Source organism: Flavobacterium sp. (assembly GCF_044348915.1).
Taxonomy (GTDB): Bacteria; Bacteroidota; Bacteroidia; order Flavobacteriales; family Flavobacteriaceae; genus Flavobacterium.
On the sequence record NZ_JBIKRX010000028.1, the window covers coordinates 12651 to 31270 of the forward strand.

Genomic DNA, 18620 nt, shown 5'->3' on the forward strand with positions numbered 1-18620 from the left:
AACAAAGTCATGGATTTAAGAAAGACAAATGCTCCGGTAAACACTGTAACTTACAATAAAAATGTTATTGAAGAGCCTACAGGAAATGTGTATGAAGCTATTACTATTATGGCCAAAAGAGCAAATCAAATTAATTCTGAAATCAAAAAAGAATTGACAGAGAAATTGGAAGAGTTTGCGACTTACAATGATAGTCTAGAAGAAGTTTTTGAAAACAAAGAGCAAATAGAAGTTTCTAAGTTTTACGAAAAATTGCCTAAACCTCATGCCTTAGCTGTTCAAGAATGGTTAGAAGGTAAAATCTACCATAGAGACGGAAACAAATAAATCTCAATAAATGTCAGTTTTAAGCGGAAAGAAGATTTTACTGGGAGTTTCCGGTGGAATTGCGGCTTATAAAACAGCTACATTAGTTCGACTTTTTATAAAAGCAGGTGCACATGTCCAAGTGATAATGACACCTGCTTCTAAGGATTTTATAACCCCGCTCACCTTATCTACTTTATCTAAAAATCCGGTTTACTCCAGCTTTTACAATCAAGACGACGACAACGAAGAATGGAATAGTCACGTCGAATTTGGTCTTTGGGCTGATTTAATGGTTATTGCTCCCGCAACCGCTAACACGTTGGCGAAAATGGCTAATGGTGTTTGTGATAACCTCCTCATCGCAACCTATTTATCGGCAAAATGTCCTGTGTATTTTGCGCCTGCAATGGATTTGGATATGTACATTCATCCATCAACTTTAGAGAGTTTTCATAAATTGAAATTGTTTGGCAATACAATGATTCCCGCCGAAAAAGGAGAGTTAGCTTCGGGCTTATCTGGCGAAGGAAGAATGTCTGAACCAGAGCATATTTTGGCTTTTTTGGAAGCCAATTTAGAAGGTAAATTGCCACTCAAAGGAAAAAAAATACTAATTACTGCCGGTCCAACATACGAAGCCATAGATCCTGTTCGTTTTATAGGAAATCATTCCTCAGGAAAAATGGGATATGATATAGCAGAATGTGCTGCAATTATGGGGGCATCTGTAATTTTGGTTTCTGGCCCTTCTCATTTAAAAATTGACAATAATCTGGTACAATTTGTCCCAGTTGTTTCTGCTCAAGAAATGTATGAAGCATGTCATACCTATTTTTCCGATGTTGATGTGGTCATTGCGGCAGCAGCTGTTGCCGATTACAGACCAAAGGAAGTGTCGGTCCAAAAAATCAAAAAAGAATCAGAAAAGTTCGTTATCGAACTCGAAAAAACAAAGGATATTTTAGCTTCTTTAGGTGAAATCAAGACAAAGCAGTTCTTGATTGGTTTTGCATTAGAAACTGAAAATGAAATTGAGAATGCCAAGTTGAAAATTCAGAAAAAAAACTTAGATTTGGTTGTTCTTAATTCATTGCAAGATGTGGGAGCAGGTTTTGGGACACCAACCAATAAAGTTACTTTTATAGATAAAAATTTCAAAGTAGAACCAATGGAATTAAAATCGAAAAAAGCGGTAGCTAATGATATTGTAAACAAAGTAATAGCACATTTTTATGACTAAAATAATTGTTTTTTTCTTTTTCTTGGTTTGTGGAATAACTCATTCTCAAGAGTTAAACTGTACTATTAATGTCAATACCCAAAAATTGCCCAATGCAAACCAGCAAGTTTTCAGAACATTGCAAACTTCATTGAGTGAATTTGTCAATCAAACCCAATGGACAGGCCAGCTATTTAAACCAAATGAGAAAATCAATTGTTCAATGGATATTGTGTTGTCTTCGTACGATTCAGATCGATATACCGCTACAATAACAGTGCAGTCTTCAAGATTGGTTTTTAATTCGACCTATTCTACTCCAGTTTTAAACTATAGTGACAAAGATTTTAGTTTTAATTATACAGAATTTCAACCACTAATTTTCAATCCAGCAGAGTTTGAATCGAATTTGATATCGGTAATTTCTTTTTATTGCAATCTCATAATTGGAATGGATGGAGATACTTTCTCTCCTTCAGGCGGAACCACTTATCTAGAAATTGCACAAAATATTTCCAATGTGGCACAACAAAGCGGCTATAAAGGCTGGAGCCAATCCGATGGATTAACGAGCAGATATTTTTTAGTAAATGATCTATTAGCATCTGCTTATACTGATTTGAGACAATCATCATTTTTATACCATTCAGGTTTAGATATGATGACACAGGATTTGAAAGCAGCAAAAGAAAAAATCAAGTTGTCATTGATAAACCTAGGTAAATTCAATACTACAAAACCAAATGCATTCTTAACCCGTGTCTTCTTTGATGCCAAATCCGACGAGATTGTTTCTATTTTTTCAGGTGGACCAAGTATCCCAATTGGTGATTTGGTTGATAGTTTAAATAGAACTTCACCCCTGAACTCTAGTAAATGGGTGAATATTAAAAATTAATAATCACCTTGAATTTTTATTTTGTAGCCTATCTTTTTCAAAAAAATATTAAATGATAACTTCTCTGTCGATAAAAAACTATGCGCTAATCGAAAAATTGTCAATTGATTTTTCTAAAGGGTTTTCGATAATTACAGGAGAAACCGGAGCGGGGAAATCCATAATTTTAGGAGCTTTAGGTTTAGTTTTAGGAAAAAGAGCCGATTTAACATCACTTAAAAACAAGGAGGAAAAATGTGTTATCGAAGCTCATTTTGAAATCTCAAAATACAATTTACTTCCCTTTTTTGAAGCCAATGATTTAGATTATGGAGACGAAACTATAATTCGTCGTGAAATTCTTCCTTCTGGAAAATCGAGAGCTTTTATCAATGACAGTCCTGTAAACCTTCAGGAATTACAAGAATTAAGTTTGTTTTTGATTGACATTCACTCGCAGCATCAAACCCAAGAGCTTTCAGAAGAAAAAGTGCAATTCGAAATTATAGATGCTATTGCCAATAATCAAGAAGGTATTTTGGAGTATCAAGCGATTCTTAAAAGCTATAAATCCGATAAATCAAAATTGAATGCACTGCTGAAAAAACAAGCAGAATCTTTTAAAGAACAAGAATACAATACTTTTTTATTAGAAGAATTAGTAACATCGAATTTGAAATCAGGAGAACAAGAGTTCCTAGAGTCCGATTATGAAAAGCTAAATAATGTTGAGGTAATTAAAGAATCTATCGATAAATCTTTGGCTATAGCCAATGAAGAACAAATAGGAGTGAGGCAAAATTTGAAAGAAATTAAGTTTTCTTTGCAAAAAATCGCCTCTTTTTCGCCAGAATACGCTTCGTTATTAGAAAGAGTTACTAGCCTTGCGATAGAATTTGACGATATTTCAGATGAATTGAATCGTTGTGCAGACAAGCTTTTCAATGATCCAGAACGATTGGAATTAATCAGCCAAAAGTTGCAACTGATTTATAATTTACAAAAGAAACATCAGGTTTCCACTGTTGATGAATTGCTAGAAATTCAAACCAAATTGGAGAATTCTGTTTTAGAATTAGGAAATTTAGAACAAGAAATAGCTTCTTTGACCAAATCAATTCAGGAAAAAACGGCTACTTTAGATAATTTGTCCAAAGAGATTCATGATAAACGAGTAAAAGCAGTTCCAGTTTTATCGGAGCAACTAGTTTCAATTTTAGAGACTTTGGGAATGCCAAATGTTCGTTTCAAAATGGATATCAATCCGACTATGACCTATTTCGAAAACGGAAAAGATGAACTTCAATTTTTGTTTTCTGCCAATAAAGGAACCGATTTTGGCTTGCTAAAAAAAGTAGCCTCAGGTGGTGAAATGTCAAGGATTATGCTGGCTGTCAAAGCAATATTGGCCCAATATTCAAAATTACCAACCTTGATTTTTGATGAAATTGACTCTGGCGTTTCAGGCGAAATAGCCAACAGAATGGGAGAAATTATGAAAGAAATGAGTCAGACAATGCAGATATTCGCCATTACCCATTTACCTCAAATTGCGGCAAAAGGAACTGCACATTTCAAGGTTTCAAAGGCGACCGTTGGCGAAGATACCTTGTCGGAATTGCGATTATTGTCAAATGAAGAGCGTGTTGTCGAGATAGCACAAATGTTATCAGGAACTGTGGTTTCGGATTCCGCATTAAACCACGCAAAAGCCTTGTTGAATTAAAGAAATGACTTATATTTGTCAACTTAAAAATACCGATTAATAGAATAATTTTACAATTATGATTATAGAACCAAGAATGAGAGGATTTATTTGCGTGACTTCACACCCTGATGGATGTGCGCAAAGTGTTAGAAATCAAATTGAATACGTTCAAGAAAAAGGTGAAATCGATGGTCCCAAAAAAGTTTTAGTTATTGGAGCTTCGACTGGATTCGGTCTTTCTTCGAGGATTGCAGCTGCCTTTGGTTCTGATGCGGCTACTATCGGTGTATTTTTTGAAAAACCTCCATTAGAAGGAAAACCAGGTTCTCCAGGTTGGTATAATTCTGCTGCTTTTGAAGCAGAAGCTTATCAAGCAGGATTGTACGCCAAAAGTGTCAATGGCGATGCTTTTTCTAATGAAATAAAAAGACAAACTCTAGACTTGATTAAAGCAGATTTAGGTCAAGTCGATTTAGTTATTTATAGTTTGGCATCTCCTGTTCGTTTGCATCCAGTAACAGGAGTTTTGCATCGTTCGGTTTTGAAACCAATTGGTGCGACTTACACTAACAAAACTGTTGATTTTCATACAGGTATTGTTACTGATATTAGTATTGCTCCTTGCCAAGATGATGATATTGCCAATACAGTTGCCGTAATGGGGGGTGAGGATTGGGCAATGTGGATCGATGCGTTGAAAGCCGAAAATTTGCTTGCTCCTGGAGTTAAAACGGTTGCTTATTCTTATATAGGACCATCATTGACCGAAGCGGTTTATAGAAAAGGAACAATTGGTCGTGCCAAAGATCATCTGGAAGCTTCAGCTTTCTCGATTTCAGATAGTTTGAAGTCTATCGACGGACAAGCATTTGTGTCGGTGAATAAGGCTTTGGTAACTCAAGCCAGTTCTGCGATTCCGGTGATTCCTTTGTATATTTCTTTGTTGTATAAAATAATGAAAGAGAAAGGCATTCACGAAGGTTGTATCGAACAAATCCAACGTTTATATCAAGATCGATTGTACACTGGCGAGCCAATTCCTACAGATGAAAAAGGCAGAATCAGAATTGATGATTGGGAAATGCGTGACGATGTTCAAGAACAAGTAGCGACTTTATGGAAACAAGCTACTACCGAAAACTTAGCAGAAATAGGCGATTTAGAAGGCTATAGAAAAGATTTCTTGAACCTTTTTGGTTTCGATTTCGCAGGTGTGGATTATAAAGCCGATACTGAGGAAATGATTGATATTCCAAGTATTTCGTAGTCCAACAGATTTAGGTTTTAAATAAAAATAGTCAAACCATCACGTAATATGTGGTGGTTTTTTTATGGATAATAGTTTATCTTTGTTAAAATAATTTAGCCATACGATTCACTTTATTTTTTGTTTATGTTATTTTCTTTAATCATACCCGTTTACAATCGTCCGGATGAAGTGGATGAACTGCTAGAGAGTTTATCGCAGCAGGATTATACCGATAATTTTGAAGTGGTAATAGTAGAAGATGGTTCTGCTTTGCGATGTGATGATGTGGTGCGTAAATATGCTGGAAAACTGCACTTATCTTATTCTTTCAAAGAAAATTCAGGCCCCGGCGATTCTAGAAATTACGGAATGAAGAAAGCCAAAGGCGATTATTTTATCATATTCGATTCGGATTGTATAATTCCAAAAAGCTATTTAACTGAAGTTGCTAAAGCATTAAAAGAAAATTATGTGGATTGTTTTGGAGGACCTGATGCGGCTCTAGATAGTTTTTCGGATATTCAAAAAGCCATCAATTTTGCGATGACTTCGTTTCTAACTACTGGAGGAATTCGTGGTGGTTCGGAGAAAATTGATAAGTTTCAACCCAGAAGTTTCAATATGGGATTGTCTCGAAAAGCTTTTGAAGCGTCGAATGGTTTTGGGAATATTCACCCAGGTGAAGATCCTGATTTAACGATCAGATTGTGGAATTTAGGTTTTGAAACCAAACTTTTTCCTAATGCTTATGTGTATCACAAACGAAGAATTGACTGGGATAAATTTACGGTTCAGGTGAATAAATTTGGCAAAGCAAGACCTATTCTGAATAGTTGGTATCCTCAATACAACAAGATTACTTTTTTCTTTCCATCGGTTTTTATAATTGGACTGCTTTTTGCATTGATTTTGTTGATTTTTACTTATGATGCATTACTTCAATTGTATTTTGCCTACTTTTTGACAATTTTTTTGGTGTCAACCTATAAAAATAAAAGTTTCAAGGTGGGGTTATTTTCTATTAAAGCGGTTTGGAAACAATTTTTTGGTTACGGAACAGGTTTTATTGAATCATTCATTAAAATTATTATTTTGAATCAAAAACCACAAGAAGCTTTCCCAGAGTTATTTTTTAAAAAATAAAATGACAAAAATAATTGGATTAACAGGAGGTATCGGAAGTGGGAAAACCACTGTCGCCAATCATTTTAGAAAGGCAAATGTTCCTGTTTATATTGCCGATGACGAAGCAAGAAAGATTACACAATCACCTGAGATTTTAGGAGAAATAAAGAATACTTTTGGCGATTCCATTTTTGATAACTCAATTTTAAACCGGGAGAAACTATCTCAAATTGTTTTCAATAATCCCGATAAATTAGCGCTATTGAATGCTATTATTCATCCTGCCGTTAGAAAACATTTTCAAGATTGGGTCACCATGCACCAAGAGGCTCCATTTGTGATTTATGAAGCCGCTATCTTATTCGAAAGTGGTAATTATAAAAACTGTGATTTTATTATTACGGTAACTGCCCCTGTAGAAGTTAGAATTCAGCGGGTTACTCAGCGTGATAAAACCACTCGAGAGCAGGTTGTAAGCCGTATAAATGCGCAATGGAATGACGAACAACGCATTTCTAAAAGTGATTTTGTCCTTGAAAACACTGACGCTAGAACTACAAAAAATGAAATTGATAAAATTCTTAAAATTTTGAAGAATTCATAGTTTGAATCTATTTTGTTAATCTTGGGTTAATTTATTATTATTTATACTGTTAAAATACTAATTTTGTATTGATGAATAAATTGTTTTTCAAAATACTGGTTTTGTTGATGAGTTTATCCTTGATTGGGATAATTTTAGTGCAGGTGTATTGGTTCAATACGTCGCTAGAAAATAATGACGAACAATTTAAATTTCACGTTAAATCAGTAATAGGAAATGTTGCTGAGAAGCTTCAAGAGCAAGAAGAGTTTACTTATTATGATCGATTTAATAAGTATAAAGACAGCACAGGAAAGCTTCCGCAAAAAAATGAGTTGTTAGAGTTTTATTACGTTCAAAAGAATCATAAGAATAATACAACGATAGTATTTACTAACAGTATTTCATCAGATGATTATAGTATTGCGCCTTCGTTCCTTGACAAAAAATCAGATAGTTTAAAGTTGAAAAGCTTTAGTTCTAAGCGAGTTACTGAGATTTATGACAACAATAGATTTGATAATACTAAGATTCAAAGTGACTTGACTCCTGATGTTAAAATTGAAAAATCGGGTAACTTAGATGTATTAGACGAGGTTGCTTATAAAATTAATTACAAAGAAATTGCTTCTGCGATGCCGCTACAAGAAAGGGTTTCTGCAGTGGAAATTCAGAAGTTGTTGAAGAAAGAACTTGAAGAATATGGTGTAAATACAAAATTTGAGTTTGGTATTTTTAGTAGTGGATTGGCAACTAAAGTAAAATCTGATGGGTTTGTATACCATGCCGATAATACGTATTCGATTCCTATTTTTTCGGATAATGAAGGAAATAATAAATATCAATTATTGGTTTCATTTCCTCAAAAAAAGAAATTTTTACTTTCGGATCTAGTTGGGATTACATTGTTGTCAATCATTTTTACGCTCATTATCATAATTGCTTATACCAGTGCTCTGAATCAGTTGATTCGTCAGCGTAATATTTCTGAAATAAAAACAGATTTTATTAACAATATGACTCATGAATTCAAAACACCAATAGCGACTATTAATTTGGCTTTAGATGCAATAAAAAATCCAAAAATCATAGGAGATAAAGACATGGTTCTAAAGTATCTTCAGATGATAAAAGATGAAAATAAGCGAATGCATGCGCAAGTTGAAAATGTGTTAAGAATTTCGAAATTAGAGAAAAAAGAATTAGATATTAGCAAAGAATCTACTAATATTCAGGAAGTTATAGAAGACGCTATTGAACATGTTCATTTGATTTTAGAAGATAGAGAAGGTACAATAGCGAAGCATTTTAAAGCTGAAAGGACTATAGTGCTATTGAACGAAGTTCATTTTATCAATGTTATTGTGAATATTCTGGAAAACGCCATAAAGTATTCACCAAATGTGCCTAAGATTGATATTTTCACTGAAAATATTAAGGAGTTTTTGATTATTAAAATCAAAGATAATGGGATAGGGATGAGCAAAGTAGCTCAGAAGAGAGTTTTCGAAAAGTTTTATCGAGAACATACTGGAGATTTGCACGATGTGAAAGGACATGGGTTAGGTTTGGCCTATGTAAAGAAGATTATTGACGACCATAACGGTCAAATATATGTTGAAAGCGAAAAAGGTAAAGGAAGTACCTTTATAATAAAATTACCATTAATGAATTAAGATATGGAAAATGTAAACAAAAGAATTCTTTTAGTAGAAGATGACCTAAATTTTGGGGCAGTCCTAAAAGATTATTTAATGCTAAATGATTTTGATGTCACTTTGGCCAAGAACGGAATGGAAGGTTTTGAAAAATTCAAAAAGGATAATTACGATTTGTGTATTTTGGATGTGATGATGCCTTACAAAGATGGCTATACTTTAGCTAAAGAAATTAGAGAAAAAAATCAGGAAGTGCCTATCATTTTTCTTACTGCAAAATCTATGAAAGAGGATGTTTTGAAAGGTTATAAAGCAGGAGCTGATGATTATTTGAACAAACCTTTTGATTCTGAAGTTTTGTTGATGAAAATTAGAGCCATTATTCAAAGAAAGTCCTCGACTTCTCAAGCTGAACCTGTTCAATTTGAATTCAATGTAGGTAAATTTCATTTGAATTCCAAGCTTCGTTTTCTATCGATCGGTAGCGAAGAACCAGTGAAATTGTCTCCAAAGGAGAATGAATTATTGAAAATGCTAATTCTTCACGAGAACGATTTAATGCCACGAGAACTGGCCTTAACAAAAATCTGGAGAGACGATAATTATTTCACATCTAGAAGTATGGATGTTTACATTGCTAAATTAAGAAAGTATCTTAAATTGGATCCCAATGTTGAAATATTAAATATTCACGGCGAAGGTTTTAGATTGGTCGTGAAAAAATAAAAAAAGAGATTAAATTAAAAAACTTCCAGCCTTTTAAAGCTGGAAGTTTTGTTTTATATCAAATTGAGCTTGAGTGCAAAACAAGTTTTCTCGTTTTTATTGATGTTAAAAATCAAAGAGTCAGCGGATTTATTTTCATAAATGTCGACTTTGTCATTTAGTGACAATTCCTTTAAGAAATTCATTTCGAAACTCTTTATTTTTTGATTTAGAATCATAGTAGAGTCTACTAGGTCCAAACACCACTCCAAGTACTTTACATTATTTACGTGATTTACAATGTCGATGTCTGAAATAGCAACCGATTTTTCTGCAACCAATTCTGAATCATTATTGAAATTGATTTTTGAAATTGATTTTTTTGTTGCTATCATCTCAGGGTATAATTCAAAATGTTCGTAGGGCAAAGCTAACGCTTCTGGGCGTCTATTTTTAGTATTGAAAACTGCCCAAAAGGTTTCACAGCCAACCATTTTTTGGCCATTTACATATAACTCCAAGGCACGAACAGAACGTGAATTCTCTAGGGTATTAATCCAAGTTCGCACAGTTACAGTGTCTTTCCATTTCGGTAAATCAATTATTTCAACTCTCATTCTACTCAAGACCCAAGCTTGATCGAATTCCTGCATATCCGAAAAGCTAATGCCTCCCACTTCGGAATGTGCCGCTGCAGTCAATTGCAAAATATTGCATAAATCGGTGTGCTTTAAATTGCCATTTGGCAAGCACTGAGTAAAATTAATTTCCCAATTTTTGATGAATATAGAGCTGAAGTGAGGTGAAATTGGCATAAAAAAACGAACTAAATTACGAATTATTTTTTGATTAGGCCTAAATCTACGAGCCTTTCATAGAGGTATTCTCCGGCCGTAATATCTTCAAATCCCTTGGGATGTTGCGCATCGATACAGTTTTCTAGACAGTCTAGTTTCATTTCGCTTATAGGGTGCATAAAAAATGGAATAGAATAACGTGAAGTTCCCCATAATTCTCTTGGTGGATTTACTACTTGATGTATTGTAGATTTCAATTTATTATTCGTGTGTCGGGATAGCATATCGCCAACATTAATTACGAGTTCATCAGGCTGTGCAATAGCATCAATCCATTCGCCATAGTGGTTTTGAACTTGTAATCCTCGACCTTGAGCACCCATCAAAAGTGTTATCAGATTAATATCACCATGAGCCGCAGCTCGAATGGCGTTTTCAGGTTCTGTTGTTATTGGCGGATAATGAATAGGACGTAAAATGGAGTTGCCTTCCTTTGCATATTCATCAAAATAGAATTCATCTAAACCAAGGTGTAATGCCAAAGCTCTCAAAACGTAAACTCCCGTTTTTTCTAGCATTTGGTAGGCTTCTTTTCCTACTATATTAAAACGGGGTAATTCTTTTACTTCAACATTTTCAGGGTATTCTGCTGCGTATCTTGAGCCCTTTTCAACATATTGTCCAAAGTGCCAAAACTCTTTCAAATCTCCCTCTTTTCTGCCTTTGGCGTGTTCTTTTCCAAAAGAAACATAGCCTCTTTGACCTCCAATACCAGGAATCTCGTAACTGTGTTTGGTTTCTAATGGCAAAGAGAAGAAGTTTCTAATTTCGCCATATAATTCTTCAACTAATTGGTTGTCTAAAAAATGACCTTTTAAGGCTACAAATCCAATTTCTTCAAAAGCATTTCCGATTTCATTTACAAATTTTTGTTTACGTTTCGGGTCATCCGAAAGGAAATCACGCAAGTCAACACTAGGAATGTTTTGCATACAGTTTAATTTAATTATTGAATAACCAATTGTTAATCAAAGCAAATGTAGAAAAATTTTTAAATATAAATAACTTGAATAGTTGAATTTGATTGGTTTGGATCAACTTCTAGTTTTGTTTCAAAGAGTTTTTTTTGTAATATTAATTTTAAGAAAGTTTTATCAACTGATGCATACTTTTTTTCTACTATATTTACTAGCTTTGTTATAATGATATTTTAAGGGTTTTGATTTTAGTAATTTCTTATTTTTTTTGGGTATAAAATAGAATTTAACTAATTTTCAACTTGAAAATAGAAACAGTAAATTAAACAACAACTAAATAGTAATAATTATGGTAGTACAGTATCAAGGCAAACAGCACGGAATTCCAACCACATTTACATTGCGAATTATTGGTAACAATCTTTCGAAAAGCAGTTCGAATTATCAAATTGATTTATTAGTAGGAGACAAACAAATTCCAACTTTTACAACATTTATACATCAGAGTTTATCTAATTGTTTGAAAGAGATTTATTTGTTCAGAAAACACAATGGAATTTCATTTGATGCTTCATCCGAAAGAATTGCCCCAAAGTTAGTTCCATATGACTTGGCTTTATTCAATCATCAAAAGAAAGCGTTGTTTATGGCATAAATCAATTAACATTATATTATAAAAAAACCGATTTGAATTTATTCCAAATCGGTTTTTTTTAATTCGTACCTCGTATTTCTAACCTCAGTCCTACAAGTGAATTACTTCGCCGTAAGCATCTGCAACAGCTTCCATCACCGCTTCACTCATTGTTGGGTGAGGGTGAATCGCTTTTAGGATTTCATGACCAGTAGTTTCTAGTTTTCTTGCGACAACTGCTTCGGCGATCATATCGGTAACACCAGCACCAATCATATGGCAACCCAACCATTCACCATATTTGGCATCGAAAATTACTTTTACAAAACCATCCGAATTTCCAGAAGCTTGCGCTTTTCCAGAAGCCGAGAATGGGAATTTCCCAACTTTAATTTCGTATCCTAATTCTAAAGCTTTCTTTTCAGTCAAACCAACCGACGCAATTTCTGGAGTGGCATAAGTACAACCCGGAACATTACCATAATCGATAGGATCAACGTGCATTCCAGCGATTTTTTCTACACAATTAATTCCTTCGGCAGAAGCAACGTGTGCCAATGCCTGACCTGGAGTAACGTCTCCAATAGCATAATAACCCGGAATATTGGTTTGGTTGTAGGCGTCTACTAAGATTTTATCTCTGTCAGTTGCAATACCTACTTCTTCTAATCCAATATTTTCGATATTGGTTTTGATTCCAACTGCCGACAATAAAATGTCAGCTTCTAAAACTTCTTCACCTTTTGCAGTTTTAACAAATGCTTTTACACCCGCTCCAGAAGTATCAATTCTTTCAACAGAAGAGTTGGTCATCACTTTGATTCCAGCTTTTTTCAACGATTTTTCAAATTGTTTTGAAATGTCTTCGTCTTCAACAGGAACAACATTTGGCATAAATTCAACAATAGTAACTTCGGTTCCCATTGAATTGTAGAAATGTGCAAATTCCACACCAATAGCTCCAGAACCAACCACAATCATCTTTTTAGGTTGCGTAGGTAAAGACATTGCTTGTCTGTATCCAATCACTTTTACGCCATCTTGAGGCAAGTTGGGCAACTCACGAGAACGAGCACCAGTAGCAATAATAATATGGTCAGCAGAATATTCAGTAACTTTTCCCGCTTCGTATGTAACGTCAATTTTTTTACCAGCTTTGATTTTTCCTGTACCAAAGATAACGTCAATTTTATTTTTTTTCATCAAGAAAGTAACTCCTTTGCTCATTCCTGCAGCTACATTTCGGCTACGTTGAATCACGGCTGGAAAATCTTTATCGAAGGATGAAACAGTCAATCCATAATCGGAAGCGTGTTTTAAGTAATCAAAAACCTGAGCTGATTTCAACAATGCTTTGGTTGGGATACAACCCCAATTCAAACAGATTCCACCAAGGCTTTCTTTTTCGATTACGGCAACTTTAAAGCCTAATTGTGATGCTCTAATAGCAGTTACATATCCGCCTGGTCCACTTCCTAAAACAATAACATCGTATTTCATTTTTTTTTATTTTTTTATTTTAGTTTTATAAAAATGCAGTCGCTAAATCTCGTGACTTACTGTGTGTTTTTCCTAATTTAATTGAGTTTGCGAATTTAAGGATTTATTTATGGAAATTAAAATTTATTCAATAAAGGCTATAAAAAAGAGTCACTATTCTTCATTTACAAACTGCGAATCGTATAAATTTTTGTAATAACCACCTGATTTTTCTAGTAATTCCTGATGTGTTCCTTGCTCAACAATCAACCCTTTGTCCATCACCACAATTTTATCAGCTTTTAATATCGTAGCTAGTCGGTGGGCAATTACGATTGAGGTTCTTCCTTTGGTTATGGTTTCAGTAGCTTTTTGAATCAATTCTTCTGAATAAGTATCGATAGATGAAGTGGCTTCGTCTAAAATTAGGATACTCGGATTACTCACATAAGCACGAAGAAAAGCTATCAATTGGCGTTGTCCCGAAGATAACATTACGCCACGTTCTTTGACATCGAAATCATAATTGTCAGGTAAGCTCATAATGAATTTGTGAACACCAATTTTTTTGGCTGCTGCCAAAACTTGTTCCCGAGAAACCTCAGGGTTATTTAGGGTAATATTATTGAAAATGGTATCGGCAAAAAGGAAAACGTCTTGCAAAACCACCGCAATTTGCTTGCGCAAAGAGCTTAAAGTATAGTTCTCGATGTTGTGACCGTCAATACAAATGGTTCCGCTATTGATTTCGTAAAAGCGATTTAATAAGTTGATTATTGTAGATTTTCCTGCACCCGTAGATCCTACAATGGCTATGGTTTTGCCAGCTTTCACATCCAAATCGATGCCTTTGATGACTTCTTCGTCTGCAATATACCCAAAATGAACGTCTTTGAATTGTATGCTTCCCTTGAAAACAGGAGCTTCGATAGTTCCCGTATCTTGAATTTGGTCTTGGGTATCTAGAATATCAAAAACGCGATTCGCGGCAATCATACCGAGTTGCATTTCGTTGAATTTATCTGCTATTTGCCGCAATGGATTGAACAACATTGAAATGAACATAGTGTAGGAAAACAAATCTCCAAAAGTGGTAAAGCTATCTCCATTTAATATTCGGAACCCACCGTAAAGTACCACAAATCCTAAGGTTAAAGACGAAATAATATCGGCGATAGGGAAGAAGATGGAGTTGTATAAAATGGTTTTGATCCAAGCCTTTTTGTGCTTTTCGTTGATGGTTTTGAATTTTTCAATTTCAATATCTTCCCGATGAAATAATTGTACGATTTTCATTCCAGTTACACGTTCCTGTACGAATGAGTTCAGATTGGCAATTTGTGTTCGAACTTCTTCGAAAGCAATTTGCATTTTCTTTTGAAAAATTCGTGTGAAGAAAACTAATATTGGCATCGCAACAATCACAATCCAAGTAAGCTTCCAGTTCATATAAAACATAAAAATTAACACAACAAACATTTTCATCAGGTCACTTATTATCATAAATAATCCTTGACTAAATATTCGGGCAATAGCTTCAATATCTGAAACGGAACGTGTTACAAGTTGTCCAACAGGCACATTGTCGAAATATTTAATTTTGAAACTTAAAATGTGTTTAAACATTTTAGTTCGAATGTCTTTTACGATGTCTTGTCCGAGCCAGTTTGCCCAATAGACAAAGAAAAATTGTGAAAAAACTTCCAATAAAAGGACAAATCCCATCAAACATACATAAAGTAAAAGCCCAAATTGATCTTGGGTTTTTATATATCCATCAACAGTTTGTTTCAATAAATAGGGACGCAATGCAGCAAAAATCGATAATGAAATTGCAAAAGCAATAACGAAATTAAATCGTGATTGATACGGTTTAGTAAATTTTAATATTCTTTTGAATAATCTTGTATCGAATGCTTTTGCTTTCATAATTATAGATGGCAGATTTCAGGTTGCAGATTTCAGAAGTAGAATTCTAAATTTGTAATCAAAAACCTTTCGTTGCTTTATAAACTAATTTATTTTTTAACCTATTTATTTTTATTCTTTTTGTATAATTTTCAATTTCATTATATAATTCAATCTGAAGCCTGCAACCTGAAATCTGCCACCTGAAATCTGCCGCCTTTTATAAATATTCATAATCAATTTTTGTCAAATATAATCCGTGTGCCGGAACTGAAAATCCTGCTTTATCGCGGTTTTTACTTTTAATTATTTCATTGAAATCTTCTAATGTAATTTTATGTAAACCAACGTTTACCAATGTTCCTACAATCGCACGAACCATATTTCTTAAAAATCGATTAGCAGAAATGGTGAAAATTAATTTGTTATTTTCCTGTTGCCAATGAGCCTCAAATATAGTACAATCAAAGGTATTTACATCTGTATTTACTTTTGAAAAACATTGAAAATCAGTATGGTCAAATAGCAATTTTGATGCTTCATTCATTAAATCGATGTCTAGCTTTTGATGGAAATACCAACTTAAGTCTTGCAAGAAAGCATCTTTAAAAGTATTTATATGATATTCATACGTTCGTTTTGTGGCATCAAATCGAGCGTGAGCTTCATCCTGAACAGGAATAATATCGTAAACGACAATATCTTTTGGCAAGTAGGAGTTGAGTTTGTGAATTAAATTCTGACTTTCCAATTGTGTTTCAAAATCAAAATGGGCGTACATTTCTTTGGCGTGTACACCAGTATCAGTTCTTCCAGCTCCCATAAGATTTACTTCGGAATTCAATACGACCGAAACTGCTTTGTTCAGTGTTTCCTGAATGGACGAAGCATTGGGTTGGGATTGCCATCCGTGATAATTGGTTCCGTTATAGGCCAGTTTTATAAAATACCTCAAGTGATTTCTTTTGAAGTTGCAAAGATACTTATTAATTTTTTTGCCACGAAGACGCAAAGGCGCAAAGTTTTTTTAAGTTTTGATTTGATTTTTTATTTGCAATTTGAATGTTTATTTTTACCTCAAAATCAAAAATTTTGAAAAAAATCCTCCTTCTTTCCGATACTCACAGTCATATTGATGACACAATTTTAAAATATGTAGTTCAGGCCGACGAGGTTTGGCACGCTGGAGATATTGGCGATTTGGTTGTCACCGACACTATCAAGAAACATAAGCCGTTACAGGCTGTTTATGGGAATATTGATGATGATAAAGCTCGTATGGAGTTTCCTTTACACAATCGTTTTATGTGTGAAGGAGTTGATGTTTGGATAACTCACATTGGCGGTTACCCTGGAAAATACAACCCAAATATTAAAACCGAAATGTTAGAGAATCCTCCAAAGTTGTTTATTTGTGGGCACTCACATATCCTGAAAGTGATGTTCGATAAGAAGCATAATCTTTTGCATATGAACCCTGGAGCTGCCGGAAAAAGTGGTTTCCATCAATTGAGAACGATGTTACGTTTTGTTATTGATGGTGATAAAATAAAAGATTTGGAAATCATTGAAATAGGGAAGAAGTAAGTGTTCACTGTTCAGTTATTTAGTGTTTCAGTGTTTAATAATTTCAATTATTTTAAAAACAAAATGCATTTATTTAACTATCTAGAAGTAAAAAAAACGGCTTAGAAGTTATCGTTCTAAGCCGTTTAGGTTTTAATACTTACTCAAATATTCAGCTGTATAATTTGGATTAGCTATATGCCGTTTCTGAATAGGAGTTTTCCAATAATCTAAGCCTTGTGTTTTTAAGTAAGCTACGAGCCTCATTTTTTCTTTATATTCTTTACTATCTAATTTAAAAAATAATTCTCTCAAATTGTGTAAAATCTCATATTCTCCGGGATGGAATTTTGAATAATCGGGATATTTCAATGTCCTAAAATCAACCTTTTGGCCAAAAATAAAATAATTGATAATCTCCATCCTTCTATTTACTAAAGCGGTGCTTAATGGGGATCTGAAAGGGCTATTAAAATCACCAAGAAAATGTGGATTTGCGCCGGCAGCAACCAGTATTTTTATATGTTCTAAATTACCACCATTTGCTGCACTAATCAAGGGGGTAGGCATCTGTCCATTTTGAGAGTATAAATTTACATTTGCTCCTTTTTCGATTAAATGTTGTAATGTTTGACTACTTTCAGGTAGTTTATACGAATACGTTGAACTATTGATTTTAATGATGATAGCATCGCCATATACATCTAGTATATTAGGATTGAGTGCTCTATCCGCAAGCTGTCGTAGTGCTTTGTAATTATAAGTTCTTAGTGCAAAATGCCCAATGGTCATTCCGTACTTTGCCTCTTGATAGTTAATGTAATCCTTAGGGATTTGATTTATAAGTTCCTCAATTTCATCGTCATTTCTGAAATACGAAATACCAGACATTGCTTTTGCAGCATCATATAAGGGAGTCCCATAAAACAGTTGCTCATCATTGCCCCGTAAAACGCCACCCCACACGGCTTTTTCACGCTTTTCAGAGTATTTAGTTGCCGGGTTTTCTGTAACCCATTCCTCTTTTTGCTTAGTAGAATAGTACTTGTAGCCAATAAAAACTAGTAGTACGATGCTAGCGAATACGATGGTTTTTTTATTTTTCATTTTTTTTGAAATGAGTCTAATTATTGGGTAAATAATTAATTTATTTTTTCGTTTTTGAACACTTTGCTAGCTCACTTGAATTGTGGTAGTATTTGATTTTTTCATTTGCCACAAATATATGCTTTATTCAACGGTAAAACGGCTTAGAAGTTATCGTTCTAAGCCGTTTATTTGTTTGTTTAGTATTTAAAACATTCTAATTTTGCAGGTTGTACTACTAAGATTTTATGTTTTTTAACAAAGCCAATAGATTATTATGTTAGTATTTTTATCATTATAAATGCAATAAATAGAATAATTAAGCCCCACAAAATGCGCCTGTTTTTCTTGATTTCTCCTTCCGTTAGTGTTAACTGCTCAAGAAACGACTTTTTTATTAATAACGCTATGCATAGCATTGGTATAGAAAAGAAACAAACAAAAACAGAAAGTAAATGTACTATACCTCGTTGGGGTAAATGGTTTAAAAAGTCAAAAATTGCTAGTCTATTTAATTTTAGAGCAAGTATGCATCCTGGAACAAAACCCGCCAACAAAAGAAAACTAAAATAAGCACCTTTTTTTGAAATATTGCCATTTGTTGTAGATGATTTGCAGGCTCGCTGGTAAACAATATAACATAAGTATCTATAAAAATTATTTATCATTTTTGTATAATTCATTTTTTTAATTTTTTATAGATGTATAAATTTTAATTAGGAGCGCTAACAACAAAACCA

At 33.8% G+C, this 18620-nt stretch carries 18 protein-coding genes; 11 read left to right on the forward strand and 7 right to left on the reverse strand.

Annotated elements, in window-relative coordinates; genetic code table 11:
- Positions 1 to 9: 9 nt before the first annotated feature.
- The 9 genes from ACIQ1E_RS06875 (at position 10) to ACIQ1E_RS06915 (ending at position 9454) form a co-directional block, all read left to right on the forward strand.
- Positions 10 to 327 carry a DNA-directed RNA polymerase subunit omega gene (locus ACIQ1E_RS06875; RefSeq protein WP_396169917.1) on the forward strand — a complete coding sequence of 106 codons (318 nt, stop codon included), beginning with the start codon at positions 10 to 12 and terminating at the stop codon, positions 325 to 327.
- A 10-nt stretch (positions 328 to 337) separates the two neighbouring features.
- Entirely contained in the window at positions 338 to 1549 is a 1212-nt protein-coding gene (gene coaBC, locus ACIQ1E_RS06880) for a bifunctional phosphopantothenoylcysteine decarboxylase/phosphopantothenate--cysteine ligase CoaBC (protein ID WP_396169919.1), read from the forward strand.
- A complete protein-coding gene (locus ACIQ1E_RS06885; RefSeq protein ID WP_396169921.1) occupies positions 1542 to 2426 on the forward strand; it encodes a DUF4835 family protein in 885 nt (294 codons plus the stop codon). Before coaBC ends, ACIQ1E_RS06885 begins: the two co-directional genes overlap by 8 nt.
- A gap of 52 nt (positions 2427 to 2478) precedes the next feature.
- Positions 2479 to 4131: a DNA repair protein RecN gene (gene recN, locus ACIQ1E_RS06890; RefSeq protein WP_396169923.1), complete on the forward strand. Its 1653-nt coding sequence runs from the start codon at positions 2479 to 2481 to the stop codon at positions 4129 to 4131.
- 58 nt (positions 4132 to 4189) lie between these two features.
- Positions 4190 to 5380 carry an enoyl-ACP reductase FabV gene (fabV, locus tag ACIQ1E_RS06895; RefSeq protein ID WP_396169925.1) on the forward strand — a complete coding sequence of 397 codons (1191 nt, stop codon included), beginning with the start codon at positions 4190 to 4192 and terminating at the stop codon, positions 5378 to 5380.
- A 126-nt stretch (positions 5381 to 5506) separates the two neighbouring features.
- Complete coding sequence (locus ACIQ1E_RS06900) at positions 5507 to 6505, forward strand: glycosyltransferase (RefSeq protein WP_396169927.1); 999 nt, start codon at positions 5507 to 5509, stop codon at positions 6503 to 6505.
- A gap of 1 nt (position 6506) precedes the next feature.
- Entirely contained in the window at positions 6507 to 7091 is a 585-nt protein-coding gene (coaE, locus tag ACIQ1E_RS06905; protein ID WP_396169929.1) for a dephospho-CoA kinase, read from the forward strand.
- Positions 7092 to 7162: 71 nt separating this feature from the next.
- Positions 7163 to 8746, forward strand: coding sequence for a sensor histidine kinase (locus ACIQ1E_RS06910; protein ID WP_396169930.1), 1584 nt, complete (start codon positions 7163 to 7165; stop codon positions 8744 to 8746).
- Between the two features lie 3 nt (positions 8747 to 8749).
- Positions 8750 to 9454 (forward strand): response regulator transcription factor, encoded by a 705-nt coding sequence (locus ACIQ1E_RS06915; RefSeq protein ID WP_396169932.1) that lies wholly within the window; start codon positions 8750 to 8752, stop codon positions 9452 to 9454.
- A 53-nt stretch (positions 9455 to 9507) separates the two neighbouring features.
- Here ACIQ1E_RS06915 and ACIQ1E_RS06920 read toward each other — a convergent pair whose 3' ends face one another.
- Complete coding sequence (locus ACIQ1E_RS06920; protein ID WP_396169934.1) at positions 9508 to 10248, reverse strand: acyl-[acyl-carrier-protein] thioesterase; 741 nt, start codon at positions 10246 to 10248, stop codon at positions 9508 to 9510.
- Between the two features lie 23 nt (positions 10249 to 10271).
- The gene (locus ACIQ1E_RS06925) at positions 10272 to 11222 is read right to left on the reverse strand and encodes an isopenicillin N synthase family dioxygenase (RefSeq protein WP_396169936.1); all 951 of its coding nucleotides are present in this window, start codon (positions 11220 to 11222) and stop codon (positions 10272 to 10274) included.
- Positions 11223 to 11556: 334 nt separating this feature from the next.
- On the opposite strand from ACIQ1E_RS06925, the gene ACIQ1E_RS06930 reads away from it, so the two are divergent.
- A complete protein-coding gene (locus ACIQ1E_RS06930) occupies positions 11557 to 11862 on the forward strand; it encodes a hypothetical protein (protein ID WP_396169938.1) in 306 nt (101 codons plus the stop codon).
- A 90-nt stretch (positions 11863 to 11952) separates the two neighbouring features.
- Here ACIQ1E_RS06930 and lpdA read toward each other — a convergent pair whose 3' ends face one another.
- From lpdA to truA, 3 genes are all read right to left on the reverse strand, one after another.
- Positions 11953 to 13341, reverse strand: a complete 1389-nt coding sequence (gene lpdA / locus ACIQ1E_RS06935) for a dihydrolipoyl dehydrogenase (RefSeq protein ID WP_396169940.1) — start codon at positions 13339 to 13341, stop codon at positions 11953 to 11955.
- Positions 13342 to 13494: 153 nt separating this feature from the next.
- On the reverse strand, positions 13495 to 15249 hold the full coding sequence (locus ACIQ1E_RS06940) for an ABC transporter ATP-binding protein (RefSeq protein ID WP_396169942.1): 1755 nt from the start codon (positions 15247 to 15249) through the stop codon (positions 13495 to 13497).
- A gap of 199 nt (positions 15250 to 15448) precedes the next feature.
- A complete protein-coding gene (truA, locus tag ACIQ1E_RS06945; RefSeq protein ID WP_396169944.1) occupies positions 15449 to 16183 on the reverse strand; it encodes a tRNA pseudouridine(38-40) synthase TruA in 735 nt (244 codons plus the stop codon).
- 137 nt (positions 16184 to 16320) lie between these two features.
- Between truA and ACIQ1E_RS06950 the strand changes: the two genes are divergently transcribed.
- Positions 16321 to 16815: a metallophosphoesterase family protein gene (locus ACIQ1E_RS06950; RefSeq protein WP_396169946.1), complete on the forward strand. Its 495-nt coding sequence runs from the start codon at positions 16321 to 16323 to the stop codon at positions 16813 to 16815.
- Between the two features lie 132 nt (positions 16816 to 16947).
- Here the strand turns inward: ACIQ1E_RS06950 and ACIQ1E_RS06955 are convergent, their stop codons facing one another.
- Both ACIQ1E_RS06955 and ACIQ1E_RS06960 read right to left on the reverse strand, forming a co-directional pair.
- Positions 16948 to 17901, reverse strand: coding sequence for an ankyrin repeat domain-containing protein (locus ACIQ1E_RS06955; protein WP_396169948.1), 954 nt, complete (start codon positions 17899 to 17901; stop codon positions 16948 to 16950).
- 254 nt (positions 17902 to 18155) lie between these two features.
- Entirely contained in the window at positions 18156 to 18563 is a 408-nt protein-coding gene (locus ACIQ1E_RS06960) for a hypothetical protein (protein ID WP_396169951.1), read from the reverse strand.
- Positions 18564 to 18620 lie beyond the last annotated feature (57 nt).

What these genes read in the sequence shown, in the direction of transcription:
- ACIQ1E_RS06875 (WP_396169917.1), top strand. Translation starts at nt 10, where the DNA reads ATGGATTTAAGAAAGACAAATGCTCCGGTAAACACTGTAACTTACAAT.
- coaBC (WP_396169919.1), top strand. Translation starts at nt 338, where the DNA reads ATGTCAGTTTTAAGCGGAAAGAAGATTTTACTGGGAGTTTCCGGTGGA.
- ACIQ1E_RS06885 (WP_396169921.1), top strand. Translation starts at nt 1,542, where the DNA reads ATGACTAAAATAATTGTTTTTTTCTTTTTCTTGGTTTGTGGAATAACT.
- recN (WP_396169923.1), top strand. Translation starts at nt 2,479, where the DNA reads ATGATAACTTCTCTGTCGATAAAAAACTATGCGCTAATCGAAAAATTG.
- fabV (WP_396169925.1), top strand. Translation starts at nt 4,190, where the DNA reads ATGATTATAGAACCAAGAATGAGAGGATTTATTTGCGTGACTTCACAC.
- ACIQ1E_RS06900 (WP_396169927.1), top strand. Translation starts at nt 5,507, where the DNA reads ATGTTATTTTCTTTAATCATACCCGTTTACAATCGTCCGGATGAAGTG.
- coaE (WP_396169929.1), top strand. Translation starts at nt 6,507, where the DNA reads ATGACAAAAATAATTGGATTAACAGGAGGTATCGGAAGTGGGAAAACC.
- ACIQ1E_RS06910 (WP_396169930.1), top strand. Translation starts at nt 7,163, where the DNA reads ATGAATAAATTGTTTTTCAAAATACTGGTTTTGTTGATGAGTTTATCC.
- ACIQ1E_RS06915 (WP_396169932.1), top strand. Translation starts at nt 8,750, where the DNA reads ATGGAAAATGTAAACAAAAGAATTCTTTTAGTAGAAGATGACCTAAAT.
- ACIQ1E_RS06920 (WP_396169934.1), bottom strand. Translation starts at nt 10,248, where the DNA reads ATGCCAATTTCACCTCACTTCAGCTCTATATTCATCAAAAATTGGGAA.
- ACIQ1E_RS06925 (WP_396169936.1), bottom strand. Translation starts at nt 11,222, where the DNA reads ATGCAAAACATTCCTAGTGTTGACTTGCGTGATTTCCTTTCGGATGAC.
- ACIQ1E_RS06930 (WP_396169938.1), top strand. Translation starts at nt 11,557, where the DNA reads ATGGTAGTACAGTATCAAGGCAAACAGCACGGAATTCCAACCACATTT.
- lpdA (WP_396169940.1), bottom strand. Translation starts at nt 13,341, where the DNA reads ATGAAATACGATGTTATTGTTTTAGGAAGTGGACCAGGCGGATATGTA.
- ACIQ1E_RS06940 (WP_396169942.1), bottom strand. Translation starts at nt 15,249, where the DNA reads ATGAAAGCAAAAGCATTCGATACAAGATTATTCAAAAGAATATTAAAA.
- ACIQ1E_RS06955 (WP_396169948.1), bottom strand. Translation starts at nt 17,901, where the DNA reads ATGAAAAATAAAAAAACCATCGTATTCGCTAGCATCGTACTACTAGTT.
- ACIQ1E_RS06960 (WP_396169951.1), bottom strand. Translation starts at nt 18,563, where the DNA reads ATGAATTATACAAAAATGATAAATAATTTTTATAGATACTTATGTTAT.